Source organism: Stenotrophomonas sp. 115C5 (assembly GCF_056861055.1).
On the sequence record NZ_JBSPUQ010000011.1, the window covers coordinates 101,102 to 113,777 of the forward strand.

General features: G+C 66.8%; 8 protein-coding genes and 1 riboswitch. Of the genes, 5 read left to right on the forward strand and 3 right to left on the reverse strand.

Annotation, left to right across the window (positions count from 1 at the left end; translation table 11 throughout):
• The first annotated feature begins 219 nt into the window (after positions 1 to 219).
• Positions 220 to 2,343 carry a methyl-accepting chemotaxis protein gene (locus AC13FN_RS14080; protein ID WP_482984942.1) on the forward strand — a complete coding sequence of 708 codons (2,124 nt, stop codon included), beginning with the start codon at positions 220 to 222 and terminating at the stop codon, positions 2,341 to 2,343.
• A 139-nt stretch (positions 2,344 to 2,482) separates the two neighbouring features.
• Here AC13FN_RS14080 and AC13FN_RS14085 read toward each other — a convergent pair whose 3' ends face one another.
• The gene (locus AC13FN_RS14085) at positions 2,483 to 2,971 is read right to left on the reverse strand and encodes a hypothetical protein (RefSeq protein ID WP_482984941.1); all 489 of its coding nucleotides are present in this window, start codon (positions 2,969 to 2,971) and stop codon (positions 2,483 to 2,485) included.
• 22 nt (positions 2,972 to 2,993) lie between these two features.
• Entirely contained in the window at positions 2,994 to 5,084 is a 2,091-nt protein-coding gene (locus AC13FN_RS14090; RefSeq protein ID WP_482984940.1) for a catalase, read from the reverse strand.
• Between the two features lie 114 nt (positions 5,085 to 5,198).
• Between AC13FN_RS14090 and AC13FN_RS14095 the strand changes: the two genes are divergently transcribed.
• The 3 genes from AC13FN_RS14095 to AC13FN_RS14105 all read left to right on the forward strand — a co-directional run bounded on the left by AC13FN_RS14095 (position 5,199) and on the right by AC13FN_RS14105 (position 7,927).
• Positions 5,199 to 5,921 (forward strand): AraC family transcriptional regulator, encoded by a 723-nt coding sequence (locus AC13FN_RS14095; RefSeq protein WP_482984939.1) that lies wholly within the window; start codon positions 5,199 to 5,201, stop codon positions 5,919 to 5,921.
• Positions 5,922 to 6,003: 82 nt separating this feature from the next.
• Entirely contained in the window at positions 6,004 to 7,371 is a 1,368-nt protein-coding gene (locus tag AC13FN_RS14100; protein WP_005410628.1) for an amino acid permease, read from the forward strand.
• Between the two features lie 145 nt (positions 7,372 to 7,516).
• The gene (locus tag AC13FN_RS14105) at positions 7,517 to 7,927 is read left to right on the forward strand and encodes a VOC family protein (RefSeq protein WP_049435279.1); all 411 of its coding nucleotides are present in this window, start codon (positions 7,517 to 7,519) and stop codon (positions 7,925 to 7,927) included.
• 92 nt (positions 7,928 to 8,019) lie between these two features.
• Here the strand turns inward: AC13FN_RS14105 and gcvP are convergent, their stop codons facing one another.
• On the reverse strand, positions 8,020 to 10,887 hold the full coding sequence (gene gcvP / locus AC13FN_RS14110) for an aminomethyl-transferring glycine dehydrogenase (RefSeq protein WP_380654017.1): 2,868 nt from the start codon (positions 10,885 to 10,887) through the stop codon (positions 8,020 to 8,022).
• 61 nt (positions 10,888 to 10,948) lie between these two features.
• A riboswitch (glycine riboswitch) is annotated at positions 10,949 to 11,050 on the reverse strand.
• 299 nt (positions 11,051 to 11,349) lie between these two features.
• Between gcvP and AC13FN_RS14115 the strand changes: the two genes are divergently transcribed.
• Positions 11,350 to 12,576, forward strand: a complete 1,227-nt coding sequence (locus AC13FN_RS14115) for a multidrug effflux MFS transporter (RefSeq protein WP_380654014.1) — start codon at positions 11,350 to 11,352, stop codon at positions 12,574 to 12,576.
• Positions 12,577 to 12,676: the final 100 nt, after the last annotated feature.

A 12,676-nucleotide genomic window follows, 5' to 3' on the forward strand; every position in this document is an offset into this window, starting at 1 on the left:
TGGCAGCTCCACCCTGCCCGCAGCGCCTGCGCAGCCCCCGTGAAAGCAACCTGATGCCGGCATGAGCAGGGCAGCCCAGGCGTGGCCCAGGCCCTTGTCGCAGAAGCGCCGTGCGTGGCATCACCAAGGTGAACGGCTGCCGACGCCCGTGCACGTTGCCGATCAAGAATGCCGGCGGCGCGGCCGATAGGGGCGCATCCCCCCGTTTTGGATGTACCGATGAACTACTTGAGGAATGTCAGGGTTGCCTGGCGTCTTGGGCTGGGCTTTGGCCTGCTGTTGTTGCTGGTTGCCGCCGTGGTGGCCACCGGCGCCACCGCCAGTGTCGTGCAGAAGCGCGCGATGCAGCAGGTGGTCGACGTCAGCGTGGCCAAGGTGCGCCTGTTGTCGCAGATGCTCGATGCCAACAACCAGATGATGGTGGTGCGCCGCGAGATGCTGATCCGTCAGGGCGAAGACCGCGGCAGCGACGAGCAGCGCATCGCCGATCTGGTCAAGCGCTATGAGGCCAGCTGGACCAGCTACCAGGCACTGCCCAGCGACGCCGACGGCAAGGCCATTGCCGAAACCATCGCGGCCAAGCGTGCCATTGCGCGCCCGCTCAACAAGCAGACCAGCGAACTGATGGAGCAGGGCGATTATCCCGGCGCGGTGGCGCTGACCCTGGGCCCGGTGCAGGAAGCGGCCAATGGCTGGAACAAGGCGTTGTCCGACGGCGTGGACTTCGAAGAGAAGGAAAGCCGCGATGCGGCCGCCGAGGCGATCCGCCTGGGCGAGCGCAGCCTGCTGCAGCTGCTGGTGCTGGGCGGCGTCGCGCTGCTGGTGGGCATCGGTGCCTCGGTGATGATCGGCCGCAGCCTGACCGGCCCGCTGGCCCGCGCGGTGAACCTGGCCGAACGCCTGTCCAAGGGACAGTTGGACCAGGAGTTTCGTCTTGGTGGCCGCGATGAACTGACCCAGCTGGGCGAAGCGATGGCCAGTGTGCGCCAGAGTGTGCAGGCGGCGATCGGCGCACAGCTGCAGATGGCAGAGCAGCATGAGGCTGGCGCGATCCGCTATCGCATGGACGTCACGGCGTTCCCCGGTGACTTCGGGCGCATGGTGCAGGCCACCAACAGCCTGGTCGAATCGCACGTGCAGGTGGAGCTGCTGATGGCCGAGGTGATGCAGCGCTACGCCATCGGCGACCTCAGCCGTGATCTGCCGGATTACCCGGGCGAGAAGGGCACGCTGACCCGCACCCTGGCGGCAGTGAAGCAGAGCCTGATGGCAATCAACGCGCAGATCGATGAACTGGCCCGCGCCGCGCGCGCCGGTGATTTCAGCATGCGTGGCGATGCCGCTGCGTTCCAGTTCCAGTTCAAGGCGATGGTCGAGCACCTCAACGGCATGATGGCCAGTTCGCAGGCCAGCATCGCCGATGTCTCCGACGTGCTGCGCGCGATCTCGCACGGCGACCTGACCGCACGCATGGATGGCGAGTACGACGGCGTATTCGCCCGCATGCGCGACGACGCCAACACCACCACCGCGCAGCTGACCGGCATCGTGCGCGGTATCCAGGTGGCCGCTGACAGCATCAACAACGCAGCGCAGGAACTGGCTGCCGGCAACAACGACCTGTCGCGCCGCACCGAGCAGCAGGCCGCCAACCTGGAAGAAGCGGCTGCGTCGATGGAGGAACTGACCTCCACCGTGCGCCAGAACGCCGAGCTGGCGCGCCAGGCCGACAGTGAAGCGCATGCGGCCGGTGCCGCCGTGCGCGAGACCGAGCAGGCGATGGCGCAGATGGCGTCGGTGATGGGTGAGATCGATCAGTCCTCGGCACGCATCTCGGAAATCTCCACGGTGATTGACGGCATCGCGTTCCAGACCAACATCCTGGCGTTGAATGCTGCAGTGGAAGCCGCGCGTGCAGGTGAACAGGGCCGTGGTTTTGCCGTGGTCGCCAGCGAAGTGCGCACGCTCGCGCAACGCGCCGGTGTCGCCGCCAAGGAGATCAAGGAGCTGATCGAAGACGCTGCCGCCAAGGTGAAGAGTGGCCTGGCGGTGACCGTTGAATCGGAGGCCGCGATCGCGCGCGTGGCCCAGGCCAGCTCGCGCACCACCCAGCTGATGAGCGACATAGCAGCGGCCAGCAAGGAACAGGCCGCCGGCATCGAGCAGGTCAACCAGGTGGTGGTGCAGATGGACCAGGTGACCCAGCAGAACGCCGCGCTTGTGGAAGAAGCCACTGCCGCGAGCCGCGCGCTGGAAGAACAGGCGCATGCGCTGACCACGTCGGCGGCGGTATTCAAGGTGGAAGGCGCGGCGGTCTCTGCTGTGCCCCGTCGCGCAGCCTGAGCGGGCAGTGCAGCGACAGGAATACGGCCGCCTTGAGCGGCCGTATTTCGCTGGAAGGAGCCCGTCTACTGCTGAAGGCCGTGCTGACGCAGCCGAAGTTGCCGCATGGATGAGGACGCCCCCCCCCCTGACCGACGCTTCAGGCGCGCGCACGCGTACGCGCAGCTTTCTTCGCCGCCGCCTTGCGCACGGTCTTCTTCGCGGCCCGCGTCTTGGCTGCCTTCTTTGCGGCGGCGCTCCGCGAGGCGGCCGTACCCGTCTTCCTGGCCGCAGCCTTCTTCGCCGTCTTCTTTGTGGCCTTCTTTGTCGCGGTCTTGCGAGCCGGTGCCTTCTTCGCCACCGCCTTCTTCGCAGGTGCCTTCTTCGCTGCCGTCGCCTTGGTCGTGGCCTTCTTTGTGGCCGACTTCCTGGCAGGCGCCTTCTTGGCAGCCTTCTTGCTGGTCGCCTTCTTCGCGCCCTTGCGGGCACTGCCGCTACGTTTGCCGCCACCGTCCTGCTTGTTCACGGTGGCCCAGGCAATGCGCTCGGCGGTGCCTTCACTCGCGCCGCGATCACGTTCGCTTTCCTCGATGTGCTCGGCCTGGCGCTTCTGTTTCTCGGTATATGCGGATTTGTCACCACGGGGCATGACGGATCTCCTGTCGTAGTAGTCAGGCCAGCAGGCGCAGCTTCGGTTCACGCGCCCATTGGCGGGTGGCGGCCGCCGCCAGGAAGGCCTTGGCGTCTTCCGCTTCGACGATGCCGGCATCGTTGCCGACCCGCGCCGCCTTCAGCAGCGTCTGGCCGCCTGCGTCGCTGGCGATGGCCTTCAGGTGCGCCCACGCCTGGCTGACGAATTCGACGGCTGCACTCTCTTTCGACAAGGCCTTCGCGGCTTCCGGGCTGAGCACCACGGCCACCGCATCGAACACAGCCGATGGCGTGCCCGCCAGTTGCCCATCCGCCGCCTGCATCGCCCCATCGCTCAGCGTGGCGCCGCCTACTTTGGGCGCGACCAGCTTCACGTCTGCACCCGCCTTCCGGGCCGCTTTGCTCAGGCTGGCCATCACGCGCGCGTCGGAGCCCTCATCAAACAGGATGCCGATGCTGCGCCCTTGCAGGGTGGGCTTGTTGCGCCCGATCACGCGCACCTCGGGAGCGGCAGGCATGTCCTGCACCGGCGTGGCGGTCGGCGCGGGGTCGGGCAGTGCAGGCAACGCGAGCCCATCAGCTACGCGCTGCGCCAGTGATTCGTCGATGTTGCGCAGGTGGCTGACGGTACGCACCCGCACCTTGAGTGTTTCCACCTTGGACAATTCGAACACGAGTGCCGATGCCAGATGCGCCTGTTCCGGCTTCTCAAGGCTACGGAAGAACATGCGTGCCTGGCTGTAGTGGTCGGCGAAACTCTCCGCGCGGGTGCGGCCCTTGCGGCCATCGTCGGCGCTGGCATGGCTGCGGAATCCGGCAGGCGTCTCGCGCGGGGTGCCCTCCTGCAGCGAACTGGGATCGTAGGCCACCCGGCCCTTGGGCACCTGCATCTGCATGTGGCCGTCGCGCTGATGATTGGCAAACGGGCACTTGGGCGCATTCACCGGGATCTGGTGGAAGTTCGGGCCGCCCAGGCGCAGCAGCTGGGTGTCCAGATAGGAGAACAGGCGCCCCTGCAGCAGCGGGTCGTTGCTGAAGTCGATGCCCGGTGGCACGTTGGCCGGGCAGAAAGCCGCCTGCTCGGTCTCGGCGAAGAAGTTGTCCGGCCAGCGGTCCAGCACCATGCGCCCGATGACCTGCAACGGCACCAGCGATTCGGGAATGATCTTGGTCGGGTCCAGATGATCGAACGGGAATGCGTCGGCCTCTTCTTCCGTAAACAGCTGCACTCCCAGTTCCCATTCGGGAAAGTCGCCGCGCTGGATGGCCTCGAACAGGTCGCGGCGATGGAAGTCATTGTCGGCCGACTGCAGTTTCAACGCTTCGTCCCAGACCGTGGACTGGATACCCAGCTTGGGCCGCCAGTGGAACTTGACGAAGGTCGACTCTCCCGCCTCGTTCAGCAGGCGGAAGCTGTGCACACCGAAGCCTTCGATCATCCGCAGCGAACGCGGTATGGCGCGGTCGCTCATCGCCCACATGATCATGTGCATCGACTCGGGCATGAGCGAGATGAAATCCCAGAAGGTGTCGTGGGCCGTGGCGGCCTGCGGAAACGCACGGTCCGGTTCCATCTTCACTGCGTGCACCAGGTCCGGGAATTTCATGGCGTCCTGGATGAAGAACACCGGAATGTTGTTGCCAACCAGATCCCAGTTGCCCTCCTTGGTATAGAACTTGACCGCGAAGCCGCGCACGTCGCGGGGGGTATCCACCGAGCCCGCGCCGCCGGCTACCGTCGAGAAACGGGTGAACACGGGCGTCTTGACGCCTACCTCGGTCAGGATGCGCGCGCGGGTATGGGCGGCCAGTGACCGGGTCAGCTCGAAGTGGCCGTGTGCTGCGCTGCCACGTGCGTGCACGATGCGCTCGGGAATGCGTTCGTGATCGAAGTGGGTGATCTTCTCGCGCAGGATGAAGTCCTCCAGCAGCGTGGGCCCTCGGGGCCCCTGCCGCAGGGAGTTCTGGTTGTCCGCCACCGGGATGCCCTGATCGGTGGTCATCACCGGATGGGTGCCCCCGGCCTGCTGGTGCAGTTCATCGCCGTCGCCCCGGCGGTGGTTTTCGGCAGGGGCGGTTGCGCGCTTGCCGGTCGGCTTGCTGGCGGCCATTGACGTTGGCTCCGGATCATCAGAAGGAACCACGACACTGGAACCAGCCCCGTTAAACCGAGGTCCGGCAGAGGTGAACGTACAGGCAAAAGCAGGCTCGGGTATGCTTGCCCCATGCGAGTCGAGCCCGCCGACATCGAAGCCCTGTTCGACGCCATCCCGGATGTGCTGTTCTTCATCAAGGACCGCCAGGGGCGTTACACCCACGTCAACCAGACCATGCTGCGGCGGCTGGGCCTGCGTGCGCGCAAGGACGTGATCGGGCGTACCGCGGCCGAGATCTACCCGACCGGGCTCAGTGCGGACTACGGCGATCAGGACGCCCGCGTGCTGTCCGGCGAGGTGATCGAGAACCTGATGGAGCTGCACCTGTTCGCCAACCGCGAACCGGGCTGGTGCCTGACCTGCAAGCGCCCACTGGTGGTCGATGGGGCCATCGAGGGCCTGATCGGCATTTCCCGCGACCTCGGCCAGAAGGACAGCCTGGGTACCCAGTACGAGCAGCTGCGGTTGGCCCTGGCCCACCTCAATGCGCACTACGCCGAGAACGTGCGCATGCAGACCCTGCTGGACATCACCGGCTTTTCGCTGTCCAAGCTGGAGCGTAGCTTCCGCAAGGTGTTCCAGATGACCCCGCAGCAGGTGCTGACCCGGCTGCGGATCCAGATGGCCATGCACCTGCTGCACGGCGACGACAGCATCGCCTGCATCGGCCAGGCCTGCGGTTTCAGCGACCAGAGCGCCTTTACCCGCAAGTTCAAGGCTGAAACCGGTTTCTCGCCGCGCGCCTACCGCGCCCGCATCGGCGGCAGTGTCAGCGAGCCCGCGCTGGCCTGAGCCGCCTGCTGCGCTGTGCCTATCCCCGCAGGCATGGGACAGGGTAAGGTGTCGCCCCTGTAGCCCGCCGCCAGCCCCGCCGATGCCCAACTCGATTCCGACCGCTTCGCCGTCCCGCCTCGGGCATTCGCTCAAGCCCCGCCAGCTGATCATGATGGGCCTGGGCAGCGCCATCGGCGCCGGCCTGTTCCTCGGCTCGGGCGTGGGTGTGCAGGCGGCCGGTCCGGCGGTTCTGGTGTCGTACCTGGTGGCCGGCGCGCTGGTGATCATCGTGATGAACGCACTGGGCGAGATGGCGGCGGCCAAACCGACCAGCGGCGCGTTCTCGGTGTACGCCGCCGATGCCATGGGCGCCACCGCCGGCGCCACGGTCGGCTGGTTGTGGTGGGTGCAGCTGGTGATCGTGATCGCTGCCGAGGCGGTGGGCGCGGCCGGGTTGCTGGCCACGGTCTGGCCTGCGGTGCCGGTACCGATGGCAGCGTTGGCCTTCATGCTGTTCTTCACCGCAATCAACCTGCTCGGGGTGAAGAACTTCGGCGAGTTCGAATTCTGGTTCGCCATCCTCAAGGTCGCGGCGATCCTGGCCTTCATCGCCATCGGCGTGGCGCTGCTGATGGGCTGGCTGCCGCAGGTGACCTCGCCGGGCCTGAGCAACTTCACCGAACACGGCGGCTTCGCACCGAAGGGCCTGGCGGGTATTGGCGCTGCACTGCTGGTGGTGGTGTTCGCCTTCGGTGGTACCGAGATCGTGGCCGTTGCGGCGGCGGAGACCGAAGACCCGGAACGCAGCATTGCCCGTGCCATCCGCACTGTGGCCTGGCGCATCCTGGTGTTCTACATCGGCTCGCTGAGCGTGATCATCGCCGTGGTGCCGTGGACCAGCGAGGCGCTGAAGTCGCCGTTCGCCGCCGTGCTGGATATCGCCCGTATTCCGGGTGCCGGCACCGCCATCACCCTGATCGCGGTGATCGCGCTGCTGTCGGCGCTCAATGCCAACCTCTACGGCGCCTCGCGCATGATGTATTCGCTGGCGCAGCGTCGTGAAGCACCGGCCGTGCTGGGTTGGACCGACCCGCGCCAGGTGCCGGTGATCGCCGTTCTCGCCAGCGTGCTGTTCGGCTTCGCCGCCACCGTGATGGAACTGCTGTTCCCGGACCGGGTGCTGCCGGTGCTGCTGAACATCGTCGGTTCCACCTGCCTGCTGGTGTGGACGCTGTCGCTGGTCTCGCAGCTGGTGCTGCGCCGCCGGGCGGATCGCCTGGGTACCCGCCTGCCATTCCGCATGGCCGGCTTCCCGTGGCTGACCTGCTGCGCGCTGGCGATCCTGGCACTGATCTTCGGCCTGCTGCTGAGCGAGTCGCACACCCGCCTGCAGTTCCTGTCGATGGTGGCGCTGACCGCCACGATCGCCGCTGGCAGCGCCATCGCGCGGCGCATGCGCGAGGCCTGATCGTCGGGCGCTGACGCGCGCCTGCGGTCGGCTGCTGTTCGCGCGGCCGCCAGCCGAGCATGGGCTCGGCTCTACAGCAGGCATACATCCGCCGTGCCATCCTGATCCCGTGGGCCGTCAGCGGCCCGTCGACCAGGAGTACCGCATGCTGCGCAGCCGTCCCTTCCTGATGTTCACCGGCCAGGCTGAGGCCGCGCTGGCCATGTACGCCGAGGCCTTCGCCGATTTCCGCCTGCTGGCAATGCAGCGCCATCCGGATGGCGCCGGTGCCGGCGTGCCTGGGCAGGTCCGCCAGGCCATCTTCCTGCTGGGCGGCACCCACTACCTGTGCTTCGACAGCCTGGACGTGCACGACTTCACCTTCAGCCCGTCGATCTCGCTGTTCGTCGAGTGCTCCGGTGCCGAGCAGTTCGAGCGCGCGGCGCGCGTGCTGGGCGAGGGTGGGCACTGGTTGATGCCGGTGGGCGACTATGACTTCAGCAACCGCTACGGCTGGGTGCAGGACCGCTTCGGCGTGTCGTGGCAGTTGAGCCTGGGGCAGATGCCGGACCCGTGATCGGATGTTTGTGGGTGTGGACCCTGGTCCACACACCCTCATGAAAACGGCCCGCTTGCGCGGGCCGTTCTCTTTACCGATGCAGCGAGGAATCAAGCCTCGACTTCATCATCCTTGTAGGCATCGACCGGGATGCAGGCGCACATCACGTTCTTGTCGCCGTACACGTTGTCCACGCGTGCCACCGGCGGCCAGTACTTCTGCAGCTTCAGGCTGGGCAGCGGGAACGCAGCCAGTTCACGCGGGTAGGCGTGGGTCCATTCGCTGGCGGTCACCGCGGTGGCGGTGTGCGGTGCGTTCTTCAGCGGGTTGTCTTCGCGGTCCAGGCGTCCGTCTTCGATCGCGGTGATCTCCTCGCGGATCTGGATCATCGCGTCGATGAAGCGATCCAGCTCGTGCAGCGATTCGCTTTCGGTCGGTTCGACCATCAGCGTGCCGGCCACCGGGAAGCTCAGGGTCGGGGCGTGGAAGCCGAAGTCGATCAGGCGCTTGGCCACGTCCTCGGCGCCGATGCCGCTGGTCTTCTCCAGCGGGCGCACGTCCAGGATGCACTCGTGTGCCACCAGGCCGTTGCGGCCGGTGTACAGGGTCTTGAAGTGCGGGGCCAGGCGCTTGGCGATGTAGTTGGCGTTGAGCTGCGCGACCTGGGTGGCCTTGCGCAGGCCTTCGGTGCCCATCATCGCGATGTACATCCAGCTGATCGGCAGGATCGAGGCGCTGCCGAAGCTGGCGGCGCTGACCATGCCGACCGGACCGTTGTCACCCAGCTTGCCCGGCAGGAACGGGGCAAGGTGCGACTTGACCGCACACGGGCCAACGCCCGGGCCGCCGCCGCCGTGCGGGATGCAGAAGGTCTTGTGCAGGTTCAGGTGCGAAACGTCCGAACCCCACTTGCCCGGCTTGGCCACGCCGACCAGGGCGTTCATGTTGGCACCGTCGGTGTACACCTGGCCGCCGTGCTTGTGGATGATCTCGCAGATCTCCACGACTTCTTCCTCGAACACGCCATGCGTGGACGGGTAGGTCATCATGATCGCGGCCAGGCGGTCGCTGTATTTCTCGGCGTTGAGGCGGATGTCCTCGACGTCGACGTTGCCGTTGGCATCGGTCTTGGTTACCACGACCTTCATGCCGCACATCTGTGCCGAGGCCGGGTTGGTGCCGTGCGCCGAATCCGGAATCAGGCAGATGTCACGGTGATCTTCGCCGCGCGAGCGGTGGTAGGCGCGGATCGCCAGCAGGCCGGCGTACTCGCCCTGCGCACCGGAGTTCGGCTGCAGGCTGACGGCGTCGTAGCCGGTGCACTCGACCAGCATCGCTTCCAGCGAATCGATCAGTTCCTTGTAGCCCAGCGCCTGCTCGGCCGGCACCAGCGGGTGGATCTGCGAGAACTCCGGCCAGGTCACCGGAATCATTTCGGCGGTGGCGTTGAGCTTCATGGTGCACGAGCCCAGCGGGATCATCGTGCGGTCCATCGCCAGGTCCTTGTCGGCCAGCGAACGCAGGTAGCGCAGCAGCTCGTGCTCGCTGTGGTGGGTGTTGAACACCGGGTGGGTCAGGAACGCGGACTGGCGCAGCAGGCCGGCCGGCAGCGCGTCGGCGGTGCTGGCATCCAGTGCGTCCACATCAACGCTGGCACCGAACAGCGCGCCGACGGCGACGATGTCGGCGCGGGTGGTGGTCTCGTCCAGGCTGATGCCCACCGAGCTGCTGTCGATCGCACGCAGGTTGTAGCCGGCAGCACGGGCCTTGGCATGGATCGCGTCGGCGTCGACACCGGTCACGTGCAGCGTGTCGAAGAAGTCGGCACCGACCTGCACACCGGCGGTACGCAGCGCGCTGGCCAGGATCGCGGCCAGGCGATGGGTGCGGCGGGCGATGCGGGTCAGGCCTTCCGGACCGTGGTAGACGGCGTACATCGAGGCCATCACTGCCAGCAGCACCTGTGCGGTACAGATGTTGGAGGTGGCCTTCTCGCGGCGGATATGCTGTTCGCGGGTCTGCAGGGTCAGGCGGTAGGCCGGGTTGCCCTGTGCGTCGATCGAGACACCGATCAGGCGGCCCGGCATCGAACGCTTGTAGGCGTCACGGCAGGCCATGAACGCCGCATGCGGGCCACCGAAACCGAACGGCACGCCGAAACGCTGGCTGTTGCCGACCACGATGTCCGCACCCCATTCGCCCGGGGCGGCCAGCAGGGTCAGGGCCAGCAGGTCGGTGGCCACGGCCACCAGGCCGCCGCGCGCGTGCACGGCATCGACCAGCGCCTTGTAGTCGCCGACCTGGCCGAAGGTATCCGGGTACTGCAGCAGCAGGCCGAAGGCTTCCGCTTCCAGCGCTTCGGCCGGGGTGCCCACGCGCAGCACGATGCCCATCGGCTCGGCGCGCGTGCGCAGCAGTTCCAGTGTCTGCGGGTGCACGGCGTCGTGCACGAAGAAGGTGTCCGACTTCGACTTGGCCGAGCGCTTGGCCAGGGTCATCGCTTCAGCAGCGGCAGTGGCTTCGTCCAGCAGCGAGGCGTTGGCGATTTCCATGCCGGTCAGGTCGGCGCACAGGGTCTGGAAGTTGATCAGCGCTTCCATGCGGCCCTGCGAGATTTCCGCCTGGTACGGAGTGTAGGCGGTGTACCAGGCGGGGTTTTCCAGAATGTTGCGCAGGATCACGTTCGGCGTGTGGGTACCGTAGTAGCCCTGGCCGATGAAGCTGCGCAGCACGGTGTTCTTGTCGGCGATCGCGCGGATCTTCGCCAGCGCCTGCACTTCGGTGATCGACTCCGGCAGTGCCAGCGGTGCCGGCGACTTGATCTTGGCCGGGACGATGGCATCGGTCATCGCATCCAGCGATGCGTGGCCGATGACGCCGAGCATCTGCGCGATCTCGGCATCGTTGGGGCCGATGTGGCGCTCGACGAACGCCGAATGGTGCTCGAGCTCACGCAGGGAAGGGGTGTTCTGGGACATGGCGAAGGATCCGTCAGGAAAGGGCACACGCACGGGCACAAGCCGCCGGTCGGCGGTCTGCGGGCGCCCCTCTGTCCTTTTGCCTGAGAGTTTAAAAGCGCGGAAACCGCAGCTTCGTGCCCCTTCGGCGCCGGATCGAACCGGTCTCTCCAGAGTTCTGTTACGGGTGGTATCGGGCCTGAGCGATTACGGGCGTTGCGCCTTCGGCAGCGGTGACCTGCTTCTCCCACCGTGTTGCCCGCCGATTATAGCCTCTTGCCGGCGCCCGACGGTGGCCCGCAGCGGCCTCACACGCCTGAATGGCCGATGGCCCGGGCGTGCGTTCTGTGCACCCGTGCATGGCGTCGCACGCATTCCCCACCTATGATGGTCGGATTCTCGTATTCATCTGGCGCCGTCCCTGCTGCAGGGGATCGGCGCCCGCCGTGCGTGTCACGCATGGCCCTGCCGGACGCTTGCCCGATGACCGCCGCTGTTGCTCCTTCCACCCGCCGCATGGCCCTGTTGCTCGCTGGTCTGGCCATGTTCGGTCCGTTCTCGATCGACACCATCTTTCCTGCGTTTCCGCAGCTGGCCCAGCGCCTGGCGGTGGACGAGGTGGCGGTGCAGCAGACCATCAGCGTCTACCTGCTGTTCTACGGCCTGATGAGCCTGGCCCACGGCCCGCTGTCCGATGCGTGGGGGCGCAAGCGGGTGATCCTCGGCGGCCTGGTGATCTTCGTCGGCGCCTCGGTGGGCTGCGCGTTGTCCACCGACCTGACCACGCTGCTGGCGTTCCGCGCGCTGCAGGGCCTGTCTGCCGGTGTCGGCATGATCGTCGGTCGCGCGGTGATCCGCGATCTGTACCACGGCCACGACGCGCAGCGGCTGATGAGCCAGGTGTCGATGCTGTTCGGCATCGCCCCGGCCATCGCGCCGATCATCGGCGGCTGGATCCTGCTCAGTGGTGCCGGCTGGCCGCTGATCTTCTGGTTCCTGGTGGTATTCGCGCTGGTGCTGCTGGCGGCCACTGCGCGCTTCCTGCCGGAAACCCATCCGGCGCAGGCACGGGTTGCACTGTCGCCACGCACGTTGATGCGCGACTACGTGCGCATCGGCTTCAACCCGCGTTTCCTGCGCCTGGCGCTGGCCGGCAGCATCGGCTTCGGCGGCATCTTCCTGTACATCTCCTCGGCGCCGGCCATCGTGATGCAGCACCTGCATCTGGGTGAAGGCGGCTTTGCCTGGCTGTTCATTCCCACCATCGGCGGCATGACCACCGGTTCGTTCCTGTCCGGGCGCATGGCCGGGCACAGCACACCGACGCGGCAGGTGGCCCTGGGCTTTACCTTGTGTGCGGTCTCTGCCGTGTTGAACATCGGCTATGTCAGCCTGGCGCCGCAGTTCGCGCTGCCGTGGGCGGTGATGCCGATCTTCCTCGGCGGCATGGGCATGGCGCTGATCTTCCCGATCCTGGCGCTGGCGGTGCTGGACATGTATCCGCTGCAGCGCGGCCTGGCCTCGTCGCTGCAGGCCTTCGTGCAGCTGATGATCAGCACCGTGGTGGCGGGCGTGGTATCGCCACTGCTGCACGACAGCCCGCTGCATCTGGCACTGGGGCAGGCGGCCTTCTTCGCGGCCGGCTTCGTGTTCTGGTACTGGGAGCACCAGCGCGAGCGCGCAGCAGAGGCAGCCGGCACGACGCTTTGAGCGTCGCGCAGGGGTAGGGCACAGCATCACGCGGCGCCCCCTTGCGACGCTGCGAGCAGGGACTAGGCTGGGGTTTCCAGCAAGCCGGTTCGTGGATGCA